Below are 20732 nucleotides of genomic sequence, written 5' to 3' on the forward strand. Positions count from 1 at the left end.
GCCTGTTTCCCGACGGTGGCTGGGAGAGCGCGCTGCGGGGGCCTCACGGCCCCCGGGGGCCGTGATCCCGCGCACACCTGTGCGCGGGATCACGGCCGTCGCTGTCTCTACGGCTTCACGAAGATGGTGTTCGGCTGGACGATCCACGACTGCGGATCGATCTCGGCGCCGCCCACCTTGGAACCGTGGAGCATGGTGGCGATCCTGTTCTCCGCGACGACCAGCGGGGTGATGGTCTCCTGGATCTTCTTGTCCAGCGCCATCCACGCGGCGTTGGCCGCCTGGATGTCGGTCATGGCGGTGATCTTGTCCATCTCCGCGGTGAGCGCCGGGTCCTTCAGGTGCGAGTAGTTCGGCGCGCCGTCGGCGACCGGGCCGAAGATGACCGGCAGCACCGTGGAACCGGAGGGCCAGTCGGCACCCCAGCCACCCCAGTAGATGTCGAACTCGTTCTTCACCGTGCCGATGGAGTCGTAGTAGGTCTTGCGGTCGAGCGGCTTGGCCACGACCTTGATGCCGGCCTTCTCCAGCGCGCTCTTGATCACGACGGTCACCCGCTCCTGGACCGGCGTCTGGTTGTAGGCGTAGACGACGGTCGGCGTCGGGGTGCTCGACTGGGCCAGCAGTTCCTTGGCCTTGGCGACGTCACCGTCGGGCTTGGTCTCCTTGCCGAACAGGTCGTAGGACTCGTAACCGACCGTGGTGTTCTCGTTGAGGATCGTGGTGGGCAGCGCGGCGGCGGCGGGGCCGCCCACGACCTGCTGGATCTGCTTGGACGGCCAGGCGTGGTTGATGGCCTGGCGGACCTTGACGTCCTTCATCCGGTCGAGGTTGAAGTAGTAGTAGTTGCCGTACGGCGAGGGGCTGTTCATCCGGCGCGACGCCAGGGAGGCGTCGCCCAGCACCTGCTGCAGCCGCTCGGGCGGGGTGGAGGAGTAGAAGGTGAACGCGCTCTGGTCGGGGCCGGTGTCCGCCAGGAGGCGGTCGGTCACCTGCAGGGGCTCCAGGCCGAACTCCAGGTGCCACTTGTCGGGGTAGGCGCCGCGGATCGGGTCGGTGGCCGGGTCCCAGTTGGGGTTGCGCTCAAGGTCGATGGTCTTGTCCACCACGTGCGACTTGATGACGTACGGCCCGCTGGAGACGGGTTCCTTGTCGTACTTCTCCTTGGTGTCCTTGGCCTTCGGCACGATGCCGTAGCCGCCCATCGCCAGGGCGTAGTTGGCGTCCGCGTGCGGCGAGGTGAACTTGTAGACGATCGTCTTGTCGTCCGGCGTCTCGATCGCGTCCAGGCGCTTGCCGCCGTAGGGACCCTTGTACGCCTTCTTGTGGTCGACCTCGGTCAGCCACTGCTGGACGTAGGTCGGTCCCTGGGTGACGAACGGCGCGAACGTCCGCTCCATGCTCCACTTGACGTCCTCGGACGTGATCGGCGTGCCGTCCTGCCACTTCACGCCGTCCTTCAGGGTGAACGTCCAGGTCTTGCCGCCGTCCGACGGGGTGCCCGTGTCGGTGGCCAGGTCGCCGACCAGCTTGTAGTCGCCCTTGGCGACCCGCTTGTAGCCCGTCAGGGAACGGGCGATCAGCAGGTTGAAGTTCGACTCGGTGTTGACGTAGATCTGCGCGGGGTCGAGGTGGGAGAAGTCGTTGCGGTCGATCATCGTGACGGTGCCGCCCTTGACGACACCCTCCGGTGGGATGGCGGGACCCTTGGAGTCGTCGGCGGTGCCGACGGTGATGGTCGCCGGCTTGTACGCCTCGACGGGCGCGGCGGAGCCGCTGGACCCGTTTCCGGTGGCGGGCGCACCCTGGTTGCCCTCGGCGCAGGCACTGGTGAGTGCGAGTGCGCCGATGGCCAGTGCGGCCACTGCTGACCGCTTTCGGACTGTCATCTCTCTCCTATCGGGTCTAACGCTTGAGCTTGGGGTCGAAGGCGTCACGGACCGAGTCTCCGAGCAGGTTGAAGGCGATCACAAAGATCAGCAGGGCGGCGCCCGGGAAGATCAGATAGGTGATGTCGTTCTGGTAGACCTCGGTGCCGCGCAGGAACATCCGCCCCCAGTCGGGGATGGGCTCGATCATTCCGACGCCGAGGAAGGACAGCGCGGCCTCGGCGGTGACCAGGGCGGGCAGCAGCAGCGTCGACTGGATCAGGATCGGCGTCCAGAGGTTGGGCAGCAGCTCCTTGAACACGATCCGGGCAGGGGAGGCGCCGGTGACCCGGGCCGCCTCGACGAACTCGCGCTCGCGCAGCGAGAGCACCTGACCTCGGAGCAGGCGGGCCAGTCCGGCCCACTGGAACAGGGTCAGCACGATCACCAGCGTCACGGCGCGCAGCCAGATGGGCGTCTCCTCGTTCGACTTGACGAAGAGGTTCTCCACCACGGGCATGAACGCGATGGTGAAGAGCACGGAGGGGAACGACAGCACCGTGTCGATCAGGCGGCCGATGAAGTAGTCCGTCTTGCCGCCGGCGTACCCGGCCACGATGCCCAGGACGATGCCGATCATCGTGGTGATGACGGTCGAGGTGACCGCGATCAGCAGGGAGGTCCTGATCCCGTAGACGAGCTGCGTGAACACGTCACGGCCCAGGCCCGGCTCGATGCCGAACCAGAACTCGGAGCTGACGCCGCCGTTGGCCCCCAGCGGGTAGCCGTAGTCGTTGAGCAGCCCCGGGGTGTCCTGGCCGTAGAGGACGTAGGGGTCCTTGCCGTACAGCCAGGAGATGACCGGGGCGAGGACCGCCACCAGGAAGAAGAAAATCACCACTATGGCGGAGACGACACCGGTCCGGTCACGGCGGAAGCGGAGCCACATCAGTTGCCCGGGTGAGCGGCCCACCGTCTCCGGTGCCTTCACCACGGGCGCCTCGCCGACGGTGGTCGCGGCTGGTGCAGGGATGGTCATCTTGCGGGAGCCCCCAACGAGGATGGCTGAGCGGTATCTGGGGGAACCATTGCAAAACAATCAGGGGCAAATCAATGGCTCGGCTGTTACTTGTTTTTTCGTTGTGCAATGTAGACCAGGTTGTGGCTGCAATTCCGTTGACCCGCATGGGGGGTCCGGTGAAAGGATGGGATTCTCCACCATCTGGTATTCACGGATTTGTGACATAGTCATGACGTGGCCATGACAGTTCACGCGGCCGTGGGCCGCGGCCCCGTGGACACGCGCGTTCCCCGGCCGGGTAGGGTGACCATCCGCTCACGGAAGAGGTGACGCATGGATCACGGGCTGTTCGGGCCGGGGTCGGTGACCTGGCGGGTGATGGGCGAGCCGATCCTGCTCGTCGGGGGCTTCCGGGCGTTGCTCATGCAGGGGCTCCACCCCCGGGCGATGCGGGGGGTCGCGCAGAACTCCGCGCTCATGGATCCGGCTGAGGCGTGGTCCCGCTTCCTTCGTACCACCGAATTCGTCCGGGTGCGCACCTACGGTACCGGCGCCGAGGTGGCCAAGGCCGGGGCGAGGGTCAGGCGGATCCACTCCCGGCTCACCGCGTTCGACCCGGACACCGGCGAGCGGTTCCGTCTCGACGAGCCCGACGCGCTGCGCTGGGTCCACGTCGGCGAGGTCGACTCCTACCTGTCGGTCGCCCGCCGGGCCGGGGTCCGCCTGACGGACGCCGAGGCCGACCGGTTCGTGGCGGAGTGGCGGCGGGCCGCCGAGGTCGTCGGCCTGCGCGCGGACGACGTGCCCGGTTCCGTCGGCGAGATGCGCGACTACATCCAGGGCTGCCGTCCGGGCCTCCGTTTTCCCCCCGAGGTGCCCCACCCACTCCGCCAGTCGTTCAACGCGCCGCTGCCGGCCTACCTCCTCCCGCTCAAACCGGTCCTCCCCATGCTCACCGTGCTGGCCTTCGCCACCCTGCCGCGCTGGGCCCGCAGGCTGTACGGCCTGCCGGCCACGCCGCTCGGCGACCTGTGGGCGACCGCCACGCTGCGGACCCTGCAGACCGGGATCGGCCTGGTCCCCGCTCAGGTCCGTTACAGCCCCGACGCCCGCCGGGCACGGCGGGTGACGGACGGGCGCGCCGCGTAACGCGACCAAGCGTTTGCTCGTTCCATATGGTGGAGGGGTATCCCATCCCATTTGCCGGACGTGGCACACTGATGGGGAGAGCAGCGTGCTCCGGGGTCGGTGAAAGTCCGAACCGGCGGTTACAGTCCGCGACCCGGTCGAATCCATCGACCGGTTGACCCGGTGGGATTCCGGGACCGACGGTTAAAGTCCGGATGGGAGGAAGCGCGCGGGCGGAGAGTGTCCATGAGGGCACCCTCCGCCGATCGGGTGTACACACCTGTAATCCCCCGGGGCCCGCCGTGGCAGGCAGCTACTGGCGAAGGGGAGTCCCGGGATGACCGGTCAGGCGCGTCCGCGCCGGGTGGTCGAGTCCACCACGCACGTCCGCGGCGTCGCCCGCGCCCGCCCATCCGCCGCGCGTGTCTGCGGTGTCACGGATCCCGGCCTTCCCCGAGCGCGTCCACGTCTTCGCCCGCCGTCACCATCCCGCCGTGTGCTCGCCCATGTGCCCGCCCGCTCGCCCGGACCCGCCTCCCGGAGTTCGAGGACGCCACCCCCACCGGCCGGGACCCGCCTCGCGACCGTCCTGCCGCACCCCGCGAAGGAGCTGTGAATGTTCACCGGAATCGTCGAGGAACTGGGCGAGATCGCCGCGATCGAGCCGCTGCGGGACGCCGCCAGGATGTCGATCCGCGGCGGGACCGTCACCGGTGACGCCGGGCACGGCGACTCGATCGCGGTCAACGGGGTCTGCCTGACCGTGGTGGAGGTCGACGGGGAGGTGTTCACCGCCGACGTGATGAAGGAGACCCTGGACCGCAGCAGCCTGGGCGCCCTGCGGCCCGGCTCCCGGGTCAACCTGGAACGCGCGGTCCGCGCCGACCAGCGCCTGGGCGGTCACATCGTGCAGGGCCACGTCGACGGGACCGGTGTGCTGCTGTCCCGGGAGCCGGACGAGCACTGGGAGGTCGTCCGGATCTCGCTCCCGGCCGAACTGAACCGCTACGTCGTTGAGAAGGGCTCGATCGCGGTGGACGGCATCAGCCTGACCGTGGTCGGCGTGGACGGCGACGGCTTCTCGGTCAGCCTCATCCCGACCACCCTGGCTCTCACCACCCTCGGCGCCAAGCAGCCGGGCGACCCGGTGAACCTTGAGGTCGACGTGATCGCCAAGCACGTGGAGAAACTCCTCGGCGCCTACGCCCCCCGGGGCGCCTCGTGAACTGGGCCCAGGCGGGGCTGGAGATCCTCGGCACCAGGGTCCTCTGGACCGACCTCGTCGGGAACGCGGCGGCCCTGGCCACCGTGCTGCTGGCCATCCGCAGGTCGATCTGGACCTGGCCGGTGCAGTTCACCGCCGCCGCGCTCCTGCTCGCCGCCTCGATCGGCGCGCACCTCACCGGCAACGCGCTCAAGCAGGTCATGTTCGGCGCCCTGGCCGTCTACGGCTGGTGGCGCTGGACGCGCGGCACCCGGAACGGCCGGGAGCTGGCCGTACGCCCGGCGACGGGCCGCGAGCGGCTCGCCCTGGCCGGGACCCTGGTCGCGGGCACGGCCGCGGTCGGCATGATCTTCTACGTCACCGGGCTCTCCTGGGGCGCGCTCGTCCCGCCGCCCAAGGGCTACCTCCTGGTCGCGGCCGACGCCTACCTCTTCGTGGGCAGCGCGGTCGCCACCTGGGCGCAGGGCCGCGCGCTGGTCGACTTCTGGCTGATCTGGGTGGCGGTGGACCTGGTCGGCGTGCCGCTGGCCTTCAGCTCGGGGCTCGTCGTCTCCGGGACCGTGTACGGCGTCTTCCTCGCCCTCGTCCTGGTCGGATTCCTCAACTGGCTCAAGGAGTACCGGTCCAGGACCGTGCTCGTCCTCAAGGAGGCTGTGTGACCACGCTGGACCCGATAGAACGGGCGATCGCCGACATTCGCGAGGGCAGACCCGTCGTGGTCGTGGACGACGAGAACCGCGAGAACGAGGGTGACATCATCTTCGCGGCGGCCAGGGCCACGCCGCAGCTGCTGGCCTTCACCATCCGGCACAGCAGCGGCGTGATCTGCGTGTCGATGACGGGTGAGGACCTCGACCGGCTCGGCCTGCCGCTGATGGTGCACGACAACAGGGAGCGCCTCCGCACCGCCTACACGATCAGCGTGGACGCCCGCGACGGGGTGACCACCGGCATCTCGGCCTCCGATCGCGCCAGAACCATCCGTACCCTGTGCGACTCGGCGACCGAGCCCTTCGAGCTGCTCCGGCCCGGCCACGTCTTCCCGCTCCGCTACCGCGAGGGCGGCGTGCTGGTCCGGCGCGGTCACACCGAGGCGGCCGTGGACCTGTCCAGACTCGCCGGGCTGCGCCCCGCGGGCGCGCTCGCCGAGGTCGTCAACGACGACGGGACCATGAAACGGCTGCCGGAGCTCCGCGAGTTCTGCGACGAGCACGACCTGGCGCTGGTCTCCATCGAGCAGCTGGTGGAGTACCGGCGGCGGAGCGAGCGGATGGTGACCCGGGTCGCCGAGACCCGCCTGCCGAACAGATACGGGACGTGGCGCGCCTACGGCTACGCCAGCGCGCTGGACGGCGGCGAGCATCTGGCCCTGGTCTACGGTGACATGGGCGACGGGGAGAACGTTCTGGTCCGGGCGCACTCCGAGTGCCTGACCGGCGACGTGCTGGGGTCCCTGCGCTGCGACTGCGGGGTGCAGCTCGACCACGCCATGGCGGAGATCGCCGCCGAGGGCCGGGGCGTGGTCGTGTATCTGCGCGGGCACGAGGGGCGCGGCATCGGACTGCTGGCCAAGCTCAAGGCGTACGGCCTGCAGGACGGCGGCAGCGACACCGTGGACGCCAACCTGGAGCTCGGGCTGCCGGTGGACGCCCGCGAGTTCTCCAACGCCGGGCAGATCCTCGCCGACCTGGGCGTGAAGTCGATCCGGCTGCTGACCAACAACCCGGCGAAGCTGCGGGGCATGGACGGTTACGGTATCAAGGTGCTCGGCCGCGAGCCGATGCCGGCGGCGATCAACCCGCACAACGAGAGATACCTGATGGCCAAGCGTGACCGTCTCGGTCACCACATCCAGGGCGGCGACATCCAGGACCGTGACACTCAGGAGGAGAAGGCATGATCGAGCGGATCGGCGGCCCCGGGGCCCTCACCCGTCCAGGGACGCGGGAAGGAGGGGGCGCGTGAGCGGCGGAGGACAACCTCGGGCGGCGGCCGTCGAGGCCGCCGGGCTGACCGTCGGCATCGTGGCCGCCCGCTGGCACGAGAAGATCACCGACCAGCTGGTGGCGCGGGCGGTGCGGGCCAGCCAGGACAGCGGCGCCACCGCGACCGTGATCCGGGTGGCCGGGTCCCTGGAGATCCCCGTCGTCCTCCAGGCCCTGGCCCGGCGGTGTGACGCGGTCGTCGCCCTGGGGGCCGTGATCCGCGGGGAGACGGCCCACTTCGACTACGTCTGCGAGTCGGTGACCTCGGGCCTGACCCGGATCTCACTCGACGAGGAGACGCCGGTGGGCAACGGCGTGCTGACCTGCGACTCCCTCGACCAGGCGTTCGACCGGTCCGGGCTGCCCGGCAGCCACGAGGACAAGGGCTACGAGGCCACCGTCGCCGCCCTGGAGACCGCGCTGCTCCTGCGTGACCTGCGGCGGGTCTGACCCCGCCCGGCCGGGATCCCGCCTCCGGTGCGGGGTAAGGGGCGGGCAGGTGGTGCGGTAAATTTCGTTCGGCGTCGTGTCGCCGGTCGCAGCCGCTGTGACCGGCGGTTCTCCCGAAGGAATGTGATCTCCAATTGAGCCCCGAGAGCGTCTCTCCGCCCCCGCTGCCCGTGGTGTGGCGGCCGAGGAAGGGCCGCGTCGTGGCGTACGGCTTCGCCGGACTGATCATGCTGGGGGCCCTGCTGATGGCGCTCCTGCTGCCAGCGCCGTTCACCCTGGCCGACAGGATCGCGATGCTCCTGCTCGGCGGGGTGATCGCCGGTGTGCTGCACCTGCTGGGCCGCTGCAGGGTCGAGGCGGACGAGCAGGGGATCACCGTGGTCAACCCGTTGCGGGTGCACCGCTACGAGTGGCCCGAGGTGCTCGCGGTCACGCTGGTCGAGAGCGAACCCTGGGCCAGGATCGACTTTGCCGACGGTGCGACGGTCGGGGCCATGGGACTGCAGGGTTCGGAGAAGGAGCGGACCGTCCGGCAGGTCCGCGAGCTCGCCGCGCTCATCCGCGAGCGCGGCGAGGCCGAGGAGACCCGCTGACCGCCGCTCGCTGAACCCGCGGGATCGCGCCCGCCGGTTCCGCCCCCTCAGGTCTCGTCGGCGAACCGCTCCGCCTTGCCCGTCCGGCCCGCGACGAGCAGGATGTCGCCCCCCTGGATGTCGGTGTCGGATGTGGCGTAGGTGAATCCGCCGCCGAGTTTCTTGATCCCGACCACGGTCACGCCGTACTTCCTGCGGATGCCCAGCTCACCCAGCGTCCTGCCCTCCGCCCACCGGGGAGCCTTGGTCTTGACCAGGGCGTAGTCGTCGTCAATCTCGACGTAGTCGAGCATCCGGCCGGTCACCAGGTGCGCGACCCGCTCTCCCATGTCGTGCTCCGGCTGCACCACGTGGTGGGCGCCCACCCGCTCCAGGATCCGGCTGTGCTGGCGGTTGATGGACTTGGCCCAGATGTCCGGCACACCGAAGTCGGCCAGGATCGAGGTGGTCAGGATGCTCGCCTCGATGTCGGTGCCGATGCCGACCACCGCCCTGCCGAACTCGGCGACGCCCAGCTGGGTGAGCGCGTCGGGGTCGGTGGAGTCGGCGCAGACCACGTGGGTGAGCTGACCGGAGAGCTGCTGCACGTTCCTGAGGTCGCTGTCCACGCCGAGCACCTCGACGTCGCGCCCCACCAGCTCCCGCGCCAGCGCGCCGCCGAACCGGCCCAGGCCGATCACCACGACCGCGTCGCCGCGGCCCTTCTTGTCAACCAACGAGAACACGCTCCTCCGGATAGCGGAACCGGCGGGTCTGGACGTGAAGTGCCAGGGCGGCGCCGAGGGTCACCGGGCCGAGCCGGCCGACGACCATCAGGGTCGTCAGGGTCAGCCGCCCGGCGGTGCCGATGTCGGGGGTGATCCCCGTCGACAGCCCGACCGTACCGAAGGCGGAGAGCACCTCGAACAGCACGCGGTCGAGTTTGAACGGGGTCGCCATCATCAGCACGAACGTACCGAGGGCGACCGACGCCACGCTGAGCAGGGCTATGGTCAGCGCCTGCCGCTGGAGCGGCTCGGGCACGCGGCGCCGGGCGGCCGTGACGTCGGGCTCGCCGCGCAGCTCGGCCAGGATCACGTAGCCGAGCAGCGCGAACGTCGTCACCTTGATGCCGCCGCCGGTACTCGCGCTGCCCGCGCCGATGAACATCAGCACGTCGCTGATCAGCCAGGTGGTCTCGTGCATCTGGGAGACGTCGACGGAGTTCATGCCGCCGCTGCGGGTCATGGCGCTGTGGAAGAAACCGGCCATCACCCGCGATCCGGGGGAGAGCCCGCCCAGGGTGGCCGGATTGTTCCACTCGGTGGCGGTGACGGCCGCGGCCCCGCCGAACAGCAGGACCGCGGTCACCCCAACGGTGATCTTGACGTGCAGGGACCAGCGCACCGGGTGGCGCCAGCTCCGCCGGAGTACGGCGTAGACCGGGAAACCGAGACCCCCGGCGATCACGGTCAGCGCGAGGGGCAGGCAGACCCACGGGTCGGTGACGAACCGCGCCGCGCCCTCCGGCCAGAGCGTGAACCCGGCGTTGGTGAACGCCGAGACCGAATGGAAGACCCCCTGGTACAGGGCGCGGCCGGGGGACTCGCCGTACCCGGTGACGAAGCGGACGGTGAGCACCGTGGCGGTCAGCGCCTCGATCGTCAACGTGACCTTGGCGACGCCCGCGAGCAGCCGGCGCACGTCGACGGCCCCCATGGTCTTGGTCTCGGCCTGGGTGTTGAGCCGGGCGCGCAGGCCGAGCCTGCCGGAGACGACCAGCGCGATGATGGAGGCGAGCGACATGATCCCGAAGCCGCCGATCTGCATCAGCACCAGGATCACCGTCTCGCCGAAGAGCGTCCAGTGCGTCGCGGTGTCCTGTACGGCGAGTCCGGTCACGCAGACCGCCGAGGTCGCGGTGAACAGCGCGGACGTCCATGACGACCGCTGGCCGGCCTCGACCGCGACGGGCAGTGACAGCAGCGCCGAACCGACGAGCACCACCGCCAGGAAGGCGGTCACGAGGACTCTCGACGGCGTGTTGATCTGCCGGACCAGGTTCTTCACGGGTCGCGAGGATACGCCTGCCCGGGGTGGAACCGTCCACCGCGCCCCTGACGGCGGAGCCGTTCTTACCGGTCCGCCGTGCCCGCCGTGCCCGCAGCCCGTGTTCGCGTCCGCTCTGTCGCCTGTGCCGTGGCCGTCGTCCGCGCGGTCCGCCCGTGCCCGCCACCCGCGCCGTCCGGCGCGCGGGTGTGCCGCCGCTCTTCGGGGACTCTCCTCCTGACCGAGTCCGCAGGCGTAGCCTGAGGTGGTGCTGAGGCGGACAATCAGGCCGGCGGACGTGGAGTCCCCGGGGCAGCTCGGAGAGCTGCTCGACCGGCAGGCCTATCTCGCGGACGAGGGGCTTGCCACCGTGGCGTTCCTGGCGCTGCGGATGGGACGCCCGCTGCTGCTCGAAGGCGCGGCGGGGGTCGGCAAGACCGAGCTGGCCAGGACGCTCGCCGCCGTGCTGGAGGCGCCGCTGATCCGGTTGCAGTGCTACGAGGGGCTCGACGGGCCCCAGGTGCTCTACGACTGGGACTTCGCCCGCCAGCTCCTGCACCTCAAGGCCGCCGAGGCGGGCGGGGTCACCGACGCGGCCCGGCTGGAGGGGGAGGTCTACGACCGGCGCTTCCTGATCGCCAGGCCGCTGCTGAAGGCGGTCGAGACCCAGCCCAGCGTGCTGCTCATCGATGAGATCGACCGGGCCGACGTGGAGTTCGAGGCGATCCTGCTGGAGGTGCTGTCGGACTTCGCGATCTCCATCCCCGAGCTCGGAACGATCCGCGCCGAGACGCCGCCGGTGGTCGTGCTGACCTCCAACCGCACCCGCGAGGTGCACGACGCGCTCAAGCGGCGCTGTCTCTACCACTGGCTGGAGCACCCCTCCTTCGACAGGGAGGTCGCCATCCTGCTACGACGCCTGCCCGCCTGCTCGGAGACCCTCGCCCAGCAGGTGGCCGGGGCCACCGGACGGCTCCGCCGGGCAGGTCTGGTCAAGCCGCCCGGGATCGCCGAGAGCCTCGACTGGACCGAGGCCCTGATGACGCTCGGTGCCCGCGAGCTGGATCCCGACCTGGCGGCTGCGACGCTGGGCGCCCTGCTCAAGCACCGGGAGGACCACGAGGCCGTGCTCGGGAACGGGTTCTTCGGTGATCCACATGGTGAGTCACGTGGCTGACATCCGCCCTCCCGGGGAAACCCCTCCGCCACCCGGTGCGGGGACGGCACGGGACCTGGTCGCCGTCATGACCGGATTCGCCAGGACACTGCGCGCCGCCGGGGTCCCCGCCGACCACGAGCGGACCCAGGGCCTGCTGCGCGCGCTGTCCCACCTGGACGCCACCAGGCCGCGCGACGTCTACTGGGCGGGCCGGTTCACCCTGTGCGCCTCCGCCGACGACCTGCCCCGTTACGACCGGGTCTTCCGGGCCTACTTCGGCGGGCTGCGAGCCGGCCGTACCCGGCGGGCCGCGATCACCGTCGTCCGGTACACCGCCGTCCCGTCCGGCGCCCCCGGCGGAGAGGGCGGCGACCGCCCGGTCCGGGCGGCGGGCGCGAGCGCCACGGAGGTGCTGCGTCACCGGGACGTGGCCAAGATGACCGGGGCGGAGCTGGCCGAGGTACGGCGGCTGCTCGCCCTGCTCAGAGTGGGGCGCGAGCGGCGCAGGTCGCGGCGGTTCGGGCCGTCCCACCGGGGGCGGCTGGACGGCGGGGCGACGATCCGCGAGACCCTGCGGCGCGGAGGGGAGACCGCCAGGCTCCGCTACCGCACCCACCGGACCAGGCCCCGCAGGGTCGTGCTGCTGGTCGACGTCAGCGGCTCCATGACCCCCTACGCCGACACCCTGCTCCGCCTCGGCCACGCGCTGGTCCGGTCCGAGCCCCGGGCCACCGAGGTGTTCAGCGCCGGCACCCGGCTCACCCGGCTCACCGCGGAACTGCGTCACCGCGACCCGTCCACCGCGATGGACGCCGCCTCCCGGGCCATCCCCGACTGGAGCGGCGGTACCCGGCTGGGCGAGGAGATCGGGAGACTGCTGGAGACGAACGACGCGGGAGGCGCGGTGGTCGTGATCGCCTCGGACGGATGGGAACGGGGCGACGTCTCACTGCTCGGCGCGCAGATGGCCAGGCTGTCCCGGACGGCGCACCGGGTGATCTGGGTCAATCCGCACAAGGGCCAGGAGGGTTACCAGCCGCTCACCGCCGGGATGCGCGCCGCCCTGCCGTACGTCGACGACTTCGTGGCCGGGCACAGTCTGGCCGCCTTCGCGGATCTGGCCGGGCTGCTGGGAGGGGCCCATGCGTGAGGTGCTGTCGCAGATCGTGCGGTGGTGGGAGTCCGGGCAGACGTTCGGCCTGGCCACCGTGGTGAACACCTTCCACAGCGCGCCCCGGCCGCCGGGCGCCTCCATGGCCGTCTTCGGCGAGGAGGCGGAGGGCAGCGTCTCGGGCGGCTGCGTCGAGGGCGCCGTCTACGAGCTGGCCCGCGAGGTGGTCGCCTCCGGCGCACCGGTCCTGCAGCGCTACGGCGTGAGCGACGACGACGCCTTCTCCGTCGGGCTGACCTGCGGCGGCATCCTGGACGTGTTCGTCGAGCCGGTGTCGCGCGAGACCTTTCCCGAGCTGGGAGATGTCGCGGGGTCGGTGCGGGGGCGCGAGCCGGTGGCGGTGGTGACCGTGCTGTCCGGGCCCGGGGCCGTCGGCGCCCGCCGGGTGATCTGGCCGGAGCGCTCCTCGGGCTCGCTGGGCGTGCCCCGGCTGGACGAGGCGGTGGACGACGACGCGCGGGGCATGCTCGCCCAGGGGAGCACCGGGATCCGCCGGTACGGCGCGCGGGGCGAGCGGCGGCTCGACGATCTGTCGGTCTTCGTGCACTCCTTCGCCCCGCCGCCCCGGATGCTGGTCTTCGGTGCCATCGACTTCGCCGCCGCGGTCGCCAGGATCGGCAAGTTCCTCGGGTATCACGTGGTCGTGTGCGACGCCCGTCCGGTCTTCGCCACCGCCAAGCGCTTCCCGGAGGCCGACGAGGTGATCGTCAAGTGGCCGCACGACTATCTGAGCTCGATCACCGTGGACGAGCGGACCGCGATCTGCGTGCTCACCCACGATCCCCGGTTCGACGTCCCGCTGCTGGAGGTGGCCCTGCGCACCCCCGCGGGCTACGTCGGCGCGATGGGCTCACGCCGCACCCATGAGGACCGCCTGGTACGGCTCGCGCGGGCGGGTCTGGACGAGGTCGAGCTGAAGCGGCTCCGCTCGCCCATAGGGCTGGACCTGGGTGCCCGGACCCCCGAGGAGACCGCGGTCTCCATCGCCGCCGAGCTGATCCAGCTCCGCTGGGGCGGCTCCGGGCAACCACTGACAGAAGGCTCCGGCCGGATCCACGGGGACGGTCCCCGTGCGTGGACGGCCGGGGAGAGGAGAAGGACTTCGTGAGATCGGCGAGTGCCGGACTGCTGTTGGCGGCCGGATCGGGTTCCCGGCTGGGAAGGCCGAAGGCGCTGGTGGAGTTCCGCGGTGAGCGGCTGGTGGACCGGGGGATCCGGATGCTCCACGACGGCGGCTGCCATCCCGTGGTGGTCGTGCTCGGAGCCGTCACCGTGCAGGTCCGCAGGGCGGTGGCGGTACGGAATCCGCGCTGGTCCTCAGGGATGGGCTCCTCGCTCCGCATCGGCCTGGACGCCCTCCCCGGCGACGTGGAGCGGGTGGTGATCGCCCTGGTGGACCAGCCGTTCATCGACCCGCAGGCCGTGGAGCGGCTGATCGGGGCCGCGCGTGACGGCGCCTCGGTCGCCGTCGCGAGCTATGGCGGGCGGCCCAGGAACCCGGTGCTCATCGCCAGGGAGCACTTCGCCGAGGTCGCGGAGCTCGCGGTCGGGGACGTCGGTGCCCGGCCCTTTCTGCGGGCCCATCCCGAGCTGATCACCGAGGTCGCCTGCGACGACGTCGGCGACCCCACCGACATCGACACCCAGGCGGACCTGTCGGCCCTGCGCGCCCGGTGAGACCGCCGTGCGCCGCAGGCCGCCCGACCCCGGCACGGGCCGGCTCACGGCCGGTCCGCGGCGCGGCCGTACGGCCTCATGAGCGGGGGGTGTTCTCCCACAGCCGCAGGGAGGCGACCGCGGCCCGGTGGTCGCTGCCCGCGGCGCGCTCCACCCCGGCGCCGGTCGCGGTGAGACCCCGGTAGAGGATGTGGTCGGGGCGGGTGACGGGGAACGACGACGGCCAGGTGAAGCCGAAGCCGGAACCGGCCTCCTGCTGGGCGTCCGACAGCGGCGGCACCAGGCCGGAGCGTTTGCGGTCGGTCGTGGCGGTGTTGAGGTCGCCGAGCAGGAGCAGGTGCCTGCTGGCGTCCCTGTCGATGATCTTGCGGACGTAGCCGAGGTTCTCGTCCCGCTGGGCGGTCTGGCCGGGGCGGGCCGAGGCCAGGTGCATGACGTAGACGGTCAGCCTGCCCTTGGGGGTCTCCACCACCGCCCGCAGGGCCCGCGCCCAGTTCAGGCCGATGTCCACCTTGTGGGCCCGCAGGATCGGGAACCGGCTCCACAGGCCGACCGTGGTCACCTGGTAGCGGTGCGGAAAGCGGCTGTCGAGCATCTTCGCCGCCGGACCGCCGTCGGTCAGCTCCTGCACCGCGACCAGGTCCCGGTCCTGGGAGACGGCCCGTACGGCCTGCGCCGAGTCCGCGTTGGCCGCGCCCACGTTGAGCGTGACGACCGACACGTCGCTCGGCCCGCCCGGTGAGGTGCGCAGCAGCGCCGGGCCGAACATGATCCCCCACGCGACCGCCGGGAGCAGCGTGGTGACGAGCACCCGCCACGAGCGGGTGAACGCCGCTCCGACCAGCAGCAACGGCACCGCGGCCCCGAGCCAGGGGAGCAGGCTCTCCAGCACCGGGGTGAACCCGCCCAGCTCAGGCAGTAACCGGTGGCCGCAGAGAACGAGGGTGAGCGCCCCCGCCATCACGATGATCGACCGCCTCAGCACATCGCCCCTCGCCCGTATCCGTCCCGCGGCTGTTCCGCGCCCGTCGTCCCCGTTCACCCGTATGCGCTCCGCGTCCGTCCCGTGCCCGTCCGCGTCCGTCCGTGCCCGTTCCACGTCGTCCCGCGCCGTCCCCACATCCGTCCGTGTCCGTCCCGCGTTCACTCCGCCCCGACGGCTCCTGTCCCGTCCCGGGATCCGTACGCTACCGGCCCGGCGTCGAGGATGCGGAGCTTGTGCTTTACCGGTGAGTCGATAGCCTTTGCCGCGAAGGTAACGGAACATCATTCGGTTCTGCGGGCGCGGGAGGACGGTCTCACGATGCGTATCGGTATGGCCCTGAACTACTCAGGAGGCTTCAAGGAGACGGTGGCCGAGCTGGCCGACTACGAGAGGGCAGGCCTCGACATCGTCTTCGTCGCCGAGGCGTACAGCTTCGACGCGGTCAGCCAGATGGGCTACATCGCGGCCAAGACGGAGCGGCTGCAGATCGCCTCGGGCATCCTGCCGATCTACTCCCGGACCCCCGCCCTGCTGGCCATGACCGCCGCGGGCATGGACTACGTCTCCGACGGCCGCTTCACCCTCGGCCTGGGCGCCTCGGGGCCGCAGGTCATCGAGGGCTTTCACGGCGTGCCGTACACCGCGCCGCTGGGCCGTACCCGCGAGGTCGTCGAGATCTGCCGGCAGGTCTGGAAACGCGAGCGACTGGCCTACCAGGGCAGGTACTACACCGTCCCGCTCCCGGCGGACCAGGGCACCGGCCTGGGCAAGTCCCTGAAGATCATCAACCGTCCGGTCCGCGACCGCATCCCCATCGTGATCGCCGCCATCGGCCCCAAGAACGTCGAGCTCTCCGCCGAACTGGCCGAGGGCTGGGAACCGATCTTCTACTTTCCGGAGAAGGCGGCCGACGTCTGGGGCGCATCCCTCGCCGCGGGCAAGGCCAGGCGCGACCCGGCCCTGGGCGAGCTGGACGTCATCGCCCAGGCCGCGCTCGCCATCGGCGACGACGTGTCGGACTGGCTGGAGCTCGGCCGCCCGATGGCCGCCCTCTACATCGGCGGCATGGGCGCCAAGGGCAGGAACTTCTACAACGACCTCGCCCGCCGCTACGGCTACGAGCGGGAGGCCGAGCGGATCCAGCACCTCTACCTCGACGGCAGGAAGGACGAGGCCGCCGCGCTGGTTCCGCGGGAACTCCTGGAGAAGATGTCCCTCATCGGCCCCGAGGGCCACGTCCGCGACCGCCTTCAGGCGATGAGGGAGTCGGGTGTCACCACCGTCAACGTCACCCCCCTCGGCCGTACCCACGAGGAACGCATCCGCCTCATCGAAAAGGTCAGAGCCCTCGCCTCCTGACTCCTCCTTCTGACCTGCCGCCTTCTGACATCCTCCGGCCGGGTCCCTCCGGTCTGGAATCGGGAGGCCCGGCCGTGAACTCGCCTGCGCTCCGGAAGGTGCGGGAACGGCGCCGGTGAGTGGGGCGGGGACGGTGCCCAACCGTTCGGGGTGAAAGGACGTGGATCTCTTTTTCATTACATGTCTGTACATGTGCTCGTTTGAGGCGCATGGACCGTTCCCAACTGCCACTCTGGTGCCGCCGTGCCACGGCTTTTTCTTTCTTCCCTGGAGTGCTCATGCGTTTGAAAACACCTCTTGCGATCCTCGCCACCGCCGTTCTCGCGGTCGGTCTGTCCAGCGTGACCACGGCGTCGGCCGCGCAGACGGCGGTCGCCGGCCAGGTGTTCTGCGTGAACAAGACCACCAAGATCGTCCGTGCGCTGAAGGCGTGCAACCCGAAGACCGAGCGCACCCTGACCATTGAGGAGGCCCAGCAGGGCATCGCCTCCCAGGGGCCGCGCGGAGAGCGCGGCCTGCAGGGCGCGCAGGGAGAGCGCGGCCTCACCGGGCAGCAGGGGCAGAAGGGCGACCCCGGCAAGAACGGTGTGGACGGAAAGCCCGGAGCGCAGGGGGAACCCGGTAAGGCCGGGGAGACCGGAGCGCGGGGCGACACCGGTCCGGCCGGTGCCAAGGGCGCCGACGGCAAGCCCGGCGCCGACGGCAAGGGTCTCGACGGGCCTTTCGTCCTCGACCTCTCGGGCATCCGCTCCCTGTGCGACTGGGACGGCAGCGTGAAGGGTTACCCGCGCCTGAAGTGCACCCTGATGCTCAAGTCCGGCACCCCGGCCCCCGGGTCTTCCTCGTCGCCGTCCTCCACTCCCACCGCCTCCACCCCGCCCCCCCAGTAGCACGAGACGGGAGCGCCCGCCTCCGGGTGGGCGCCGTCCCGTGTTCACTCCGCTGACACAATGGTCTGACGCGTGGGGCCGGAGTGAGCTCGGAGGGCCGCCCCCTGAGCACACCGACTGGCATCGGCGAGGATGGGCAACCACCGGCAACCACCGGCAACGCCCTGCGGCGTCCGCCCTGGCGGCGGGATCCGGCCCGGGAACGTTACCGGATGTCGACTATTGGAGGATTCGTGCGGGTCATAGGCTTCGATCACCTGGTGATCAATGTGCGGGACGTCGAACGCGCGCTGGAGTTCTACTGCGGATCTCTCGGTCTGGAACCGGTCCGGGTGGAGGAGTGGCGGGCGGGGAAGGTCCCGTTCCCGTCGGTGCGCGTCGGGCCGGCCACGATCATCGATCTGCTCGGCCGCCCCCGCGGGGAGTCCAATGTGGATCACATCTGCCTGGTCGTCGAACCGCTGGACTGGGAGCAGGTCGTCGACTCGGGCGTCTTCACCGTGCTGGAAGGCCCGGTCGGCCGCTTCGGCGCGCGGGGCGAGGGGCAGTCGATCTACGTGCGGGATCCGGACGGCAACACCGTCGAACTGCGCTGGTATCCGCAGGACGCCGGACAGTGAGTCCGGCCTGGCGCCTCCTCCGCCCGCGCGCCCACCGGTGTCGCAGGTCCACCGCCGCGGCGTAGCGGAACACTGCCGCGCGGAACGCGCGGCCGTTGCGGGCGGCGGCTGTCCGGCATCGCGGCCGGCGGCCGGGAAACCCTGATCCGCCCGCACGCTCGCAGGCTCCTCCGCCGCGGCGACGCCCGCGCCGGGGAGACATTCGCCGGTCCCGTGACCGAACGCCGTGGCCACGACCTGGAACAGTGGATGAGGAAGGCGACCGCCGGCGGCCGGCCCGGCCCCCTGTCCTCCGTCACCGGCCCGTACGGCGGCCAATGCGCCGTCGGCGGCGGCCTCACCGCGCGATGGAGATCCGGCATCGGATCACGACCGTCCGGGACGTCATCCGGTCTTTACGCATCTCGCGGCGCTCCGTTCATGGCATGCCGTATCGGCTGATTTTGCCAATGGTGTCCTTTCGGGGAGACATCTTTCCCCTGCGCGGCCGGATCCGTTCTCTCGCCGCCATTTCCGGCGGTGACCGGACCGGGCCGCATGCCGCGTTCTATTATTTGGCCCTGTCGTGCCGAATTTCTGATCGGCGACGGCTGTTTCCGTGAACCATTGAGGCTGGGGTGCCATAAGAAGGAGAGGAATGCCTGGTAAGTCCAGTAAGTGGAAGGGGAAGGCGCCTGTTCTTTCTCGCGGTGGCGGATCGCGTCCTCGGGGCGCGCCCGCCGAGGGGCACGAGAAACGAGCCTTGAGCTGGACGAAGTGGGGGACGATCGCCGGGATCGTCAGCACGGTAATCGCGGTGATAAGCATTGTCTTCTTTCTGGCGGACCGGTTTGCCCCTCCGGAGGCCGTGCCCCGGACTCCGGTTCCGCGGACCTCGGGGGAGGACGCGCCACCGAAGCCGGATTCGACCTGTCCCCGCGGGTCGGTCTGCCTGTGGCCCGGGTGGGAGTCCGCGGGGAAGATCTGGGTGTGGTCGCCGGGGATGGGGCAGATGATCAAGCTGCCCGGCTATCTGCGCGATCACGTCGGGTCGTTCGACGCCCAGGCCCCGGCCTGCTTCGTGGACACCGAATCCGGCGAGAAGCGGCCGGCTGCCGTGCAGGACTGGAGTGAAAGATATACCGATGTCGGCAGATTCGGCCGTATCATGGACGTCATTAAAATCGCCTGCTGACGCCCGCCGGGAAATCGTCTCCCCGGTTCGGTGGGGTACCACGCGGGTGAATCCCGATTTTTCACGGAATGTTCTGATGTGCTATTTCGGTGAATCTCTGGCCGTACGGCTCAGGCCCCAAGCCCGTCCAGACGGCCGCGATTCGCGACGCGCGGGTGGCGAGGTATCGCGTCTCCTCCTCGGAGGCCCCTTGGCCCGGGGCTCCGAGGCTCCGAGGCCGGGGTCTTTCCCCGGCGTCCGGGTCTTTCCGATTTTCTCGCCGCCAGGGGACGACACCGGCGAAAACCGTCCATAGCATGCAGGTTATGACCCTCATCCACGCTCAGCGCCGCGCCCGCCTGGCGGCCCTGCTGCCCGCTCACGGGGCGGAGGCCCTCCTGGTCAACCGGGGCGTCAACGTGCGCTATCTGACCGGCCTGGCCAGCTCCAACGCGGCCGTGCTCGTCAGGGCCGGCGCGGACGCCACGCTGGCCACCGACTCCCGCTACGCCGAGACCGCCCGGCGGGTCTGCCCCGACATCGAGGTGATCGAGGAACGCGACGTCATCGGGCACCTGGTCACGCTGGCCGACCGGGTCGCCGTCGAGGCCCACCACATGTCCGTCGCCGACTACTTCCGGCTGGGGGAGGACCTGCTCCGGGTCTCCGGGCTGGTGGAGTCGGTCCGCCGGATCAAGGACGAGGAGGAGATCGATCTCATCCGCACGGCGTGCGAGCTCACCGACCAGGCCTTCGCCGACGTGCTGCCCACACTGAGGCCCGGCGCGACGGAGCGGGAGATCGCCAGGGGGCTGGAGCGCCGGATGATCGAGCTCGGCGCGGAGAAGCCCGCCTTCGACTCGATCGTGGCGAGCGGCCCCAACGGCTCGATCCCGCACCACTCGCCCTCCGACCGGCCGCTGGAGCGCGGCGATCTGGTCACGATGGACTTCGGTGCCCTCTACGCGGGCTACCACGCGGACATGACCCGGACGGTGGCGATCGGTGAGCCCGCGCGGTGGCAGCGCGAGCTGTACGACCTGGTCCGCGTGGCGCAGCGTGCCGGTCGCCACGCCGTGCGGGCCGGCGCGTTCACCCACGAGGTCGACGCCGCGGCCCGTGATCTCATCGCGGAGGCGGGCTACGGCGAGCGCTTCGGGCACGGTCTCGGCCACGGTGTCGGGCTGGAGATCCACGAGGTGCCGTTCCTCGCTCCGGCGAAACCGGAGTCCGACCTTGAGCACGCTAGACTAGAGGATCGAGTTCCGGTCACCGTTGAGCCTGGGATCTACCTACCGGGCAGGGGCGGCGTCCGCATCGAAGACACGCTCGTGGCGCGTGATGACGGACCGGAACTTCTCACACGGACGACCAAAGAGCTGCTTGTCCTTTAAAGAGCGGCCGTACGCAGGAGAGAACT

General features: G+C 70.5%; 20 protein-coding genes and 1 riboswitch. Of the genes, 15 read left to right on the plus strand and 5 right to left on the minus strand.

Annotated features, from left to right (window positions below; all coding sequences use genetic code 11):
- Positions 1-107 precede the first annotated feature (107 nt).
- Complete coding sequence (locus ACWEF2_RS09235) at positions 108-1889, minus strand: ABC transporter substrate-binding protein (RefSeq protein WP_453813443.1); 1782 nt, start codon at positions 1887-1889, stop codon at positions 108-110.
- A 16-nt stretch (positions 1890-1905) separates the two neighbouring features.
- Positions 1906-2907: an ABC transporter permease gene (locus ACWEF2_RS09240; protein ID WP_453813445.1), complete on the minus strand. Its 1002-nt coding sequence runs from the start codon at positions 2905-2907 to the stop codon at positions 1906-1908.
- A gap of 315 nt (positions 2908-3222) precedes the next feature.
- On the opposite strand from ACWEF2_RS09240, the gene ACWEF2_RS09245 reads away from it, so the two are divergent.
- The 6 genes from ACWEF2_RS09245 to ACWEF2_RS09270 all read left to right on the plus strand — a co-directional run bounded on the left by ACWEF2_RS09245 (position 3223) and on the right by ACWEF2_RS09270 (position 8270).
- Entirely contained in the window at positions 3223-4038 is an 816-nt protein-coding gene (locus tag ACWEF2_RS09245; RefSeq protein WP_453813447.1) for an oxygenase MpaB family protein, read from the plus strand.
- Positions 4039-4119: 81 nt separating this feature from the next.
- A riboswitch (FMN riboswitch) is annotated at positions 4120-4250 on the plus strand.
- Positions 4251-4633: 383 nt separating this feature from the next.
- The gene (locus tag ACWEF2_RS09250) at positions 4634-5242 is read left to right on the plus strand and encodes a riboflavin synthase (RefSeq protein ID WP_453813449.1); all 609 of its coding nucleotides are present in this window, start codon (positions 4634-4636) and stop codon (positions 5240-5242) included.
- On the plus strand, positions 5239-5901 hold the full coding sequence (locus tag ACWEF2_RS09255; protein ID WP_453813451.1) for a nicotinamide mononucleotide transporter family protein: 663 nt from the start codon (positions 5239-5241) through the stop codon (positions 5899-5901). The genes ACWEF2_RS09250 and ACWEF2_RS09255 overlap by 4 nt, the downstream gene beginning before the upstream one ends.
- Positions 5898-7142, plus strand: coding sequence for a bifunctional 3,4-dihydroxy-2-butanone-4-phosphate synthase/GTP cyclohydrolase II (locus ACWEF2_RS09260; RefSeq protein WP_453813453.1), 1245 nt, complete (start codon positions 5898-5900; stop codon positions 7140-7142). The genes ACWEF2_RS09255 and ACWEF2_RS09260 overlap by 4 nt, the downstream gene beginning before the upstream one ends.
- Before the next feature lie 61 nt (positions 7143-7203).
- Entirely contained in the window at positions 7204-7677 is a 474-nt protein-coding gene (ribH, locus tag ACWEF2_RS09265) for a 6,7-dimethyl-8-ribityllumazine synthase (protein ID WP_453813455.1), read from the plus strand.
- Between the two features lie 134 nt (positions 7678-7811).
- On the plus strand, positions 7812-8270 hold the full coding sequence (locus ACWEF2_RS09270; protein ID WP_453813457.1) for a PH domain-containing protein: 459 nt from the start codon (positions 7812-7814) through the stop codon (positions 8268-8270).
- Between the two features lie 47 nt (positions 8271-8317).
- Here ACWEF2_RS09270 and ACWEF2_RS09275 read toward each other — a convergent pair whose 3' ends face one another.
- On the minus strand, positions 8318-8986 hold the full coding sequence (locus ACWEF2_RS09275; protein ID WP_453813459.1) for a potassium channel family protein: 669 nt from the start codon (positions 8984-8986) through the stop codon (positions 8318-8320).
- Positions 8979-10319, minus strand: coding sequence for a TrkH family potassium uptake protein (locus ACWEF2_RS09280; RefSeq protein ID WP_453813461.1), 1341 nt, complete (start codon positions 10317-10319; stop codon positions 8979-8981). The genes ACWEF2_RS09275 and ACWEF2_RS09280 overlap by 8 nt, the downstream gene beginning before the upstream one ends.
- A gap of 247 nt (positions 10320-10566) precedes the next feature.
- On the opposite strand from ACWEF2_RS09280, the gene ACWEF2_RS09285 reads away from it, so the two are divergent.
- Genes ACWEF2_RS09285 through ACWEF2_RS09300 form a run of 4 tightly spaced genes read left to right on the plus strand, consistent with a single transcriptional unit; the run spans position 10567 to position 14305 of the window.
- The gene (locus ACWEF2_RS09285; RefSeq protein WP_453813463.1) at positions 10567-11475 is read left to right on the plus strand and encodes an AAA family ATPase; all 909 of its coding nucleotides are present in this window, start codon (positions 10567-10569) and stop codon (positions 11473-11475) included.
- The gene (locus ACWEF2_RS09290; protein WP_453813465.1) at positions 11468-12607 is read left to right on the plus strand and encodes a vWA domain-containing protein; all 1140 of its coding nucleotides are present in this window, start codon (positions 11468-11470) and stop codon (positions 12605-12607) included. Before ACWEF2_RS09285 ends, ACWEF2_RS09290 begins: the two co-directional genes overlap by 8 nt.
- Positions 12600-13736: an XdhC family protein gene (locus ACWEF2_RS09295; protein ID WP_453813467.1), complete on the plus strand. Its 1137-nt coding sequence runs from the start codon at positions 12600-12602 to the stop codon at positions 13734-13736. Before ACWEF2_RS09290 ends, ACWEF2_RS09295 begins: the two co-directional genes overlap by 8 nt.
- The gene (locus ACWEF2_RS09300) at positions 13733-14305 is read left to right on the plus strand and encodes a nucleotidyltransferase family protein (RefSeq protein WP_453813469.1); all 573 of its coding nucleotides are present in this window, start codon (positions 13733-13735) and stop codon (positions 14303-14305) included. The genes ACWEF2_RS09295 and ACWEF2_RS09300 overlap by 4 nt, the downstream gene beginning before the upstream one ends.
- Positions 14306-14381: 76 nt before the next feature.
- On the opposite strand, the gene ACWEF2_RS09305 is transcribed toward ACWEF2_RS09300, so the two are convergent.
- Positions 14382-15290: an endonuclease/exonuclease/phosphatase family protein gene (locus ACWEF2_RS09305; protein ID WP_453813471.1), complete on the minus strand. Its 909-nt coding sequence runs from the start codon at positions 15288-15290 to the stop codon at positions 14382-14384.
- A gap of 318 nt (positions 15291-15608) precedes the next feature.
- Here ACWEF2_RS09305 and ACWEF2_RS09310 point away from each other — a divergent pair, with 318 nt between their 5' ends.
- From ACWEF2_RS09310 to ACWEF2_RS09330, 5 genes are all read left to right on the plus strand, one after another.
- A complete protein-coding gene (locus tag ACWEF2_RS09310; RefSeq protein WP_355590014.1) occupies positions 15609-16649 on the plus strand; it encodes an LLM class F420-dependent oxidoreductase in 1041 nt (346 codons plus the stop codon).
- Positions 16650-16927: 278 nt separating this feature from the next.
- On the plus strand, positions 16928-17539 hold the full coding sequence (locus ACWEF2_RS09315; RefSeq protein WP_453813473.1) for a hypothetical protein: 612 nt from the start codon (positions 16928-16930) through the stop codon (positions 17537-17539).
- Between the two features lie 212 nt (positions 17540-17751).
- The gene (locus ACWEF2_RS09320) at positions 17752-18159 is read left to right on the plus strand and encodes a VOC family protein (protein ID WP_453813475.1); all 408 of its coding nucleotides are present in this window, start codon (positions 17752-17754) and stop codon (positions 18157-18159) included.
- 637 nt (positions 18160-18796) lie between these two features.
- A complete protein-coding gene (locus tag ACWEF2_RS09325; RefSeq protein WP_453813476.1) occupies positions 18797-19333 on the plus strand; it encodes a peptidase inhibitor family I36 protein in 537 nt (178 codons plus the stop codon).
- 305 nt (positions 19334-19638) lie between these two features.
- On the plus strand, positions 19639-20706 hold the full coding sequence (locus ACWEF2_RS09330; RefSeq protein ID WP_453813477.1) for a M24 family metallopeptidase: 1068 nt from the start codon (positions 19639-19641) through the stop codon (positions 20704-20706).
- The last annotated feature ends 26 nt before the right edge of the window (positions 20707-20732 follow it).

It is taken from the genome of Streptosporangium sp. NPDC004631, from assembly GCF_053601935.1.

What these genes read in the sequence shown, in the direction of transcription:
- ACWEF2_RS09235 (WP_453813443.1), bottom strand. Translation starts at nt 1,889, where the DNA reads ATGACAGTCCGAAAGCGGTCAGCAGTGGCCGCACTGGCCATCGGCGCA.
- ACWEF2_RS09240 (WP_453813445.1), bottom strand. Translation starts at nt 2,907, where the DNA reads ATGACCATCCCTGCACCAGCCGCGACCACCGTCGGCGAGGCGCCCGTG.
- ACWEF2_RS09245 (WP_453813447.1), top strand. Translation starts at nt 3,223, where the DNA reads ATGGATCACGGGCTGTTCGGGCCGGGGTCGGTGACCTGGCGGGTGATG.
- ACWEF2_RS09250 (WP_453813449.1), top strand. Translation starts at nt 4,634, where the DNA reads ATGTTCACCGGAATCGTCGAGGAACTGGGCGAGATCGCCGCGATCGAG.
- ACWEF2_RS09295 (WP_453813467.1), top strand. Translation starts at nt 12,600, where the DNA reads ATGCGTGAGGTGCTGTCGCAGATCGTGCGGTGGTGGGAGTCCGGGCAG.
- ACWEF2_RS09310 (WP_355590014.1), top strand. Translation starts at nt 15,609, where the DNA reads ATGCGTATCGGTATGGCCCTGAACTACTCAGGAGGCTTCAAGGAGACG.
- ACWEF2_RS09315 (WP_453813473.1), top strand. Translation starts at nt 16,928, where the DNA reads ATGCGTTTGAAAACACCTCTTGCGATCCTCGCCACCGCCGTTCTCGCG.
- ACWEF2_RS09320 (WP_453813475.1), top strand. Translation starts at nt 17,752, where the DNA reads ATGTCGACTATTGGAGGATTCGTGCGGGTCATAGGCTTCGATCACCTG.
- ACWEF2_RS09325 (WP_453813476.1), top strand. Translation starts at nt 18,797, where the DNA reads ATGCCTGGTAAGTCCAGTAAGTGGAAGGGGAAGGCGCCTGTTCTTTCT.
- ACWEF2_RS09330 (WP_453813477.1), top strand. Translation starts at nt 19,639, where the DNA reads ATGACCCTCATCCACGCTCAGCGCCGCGCCCGCCTGGCGGCCCTGCTG.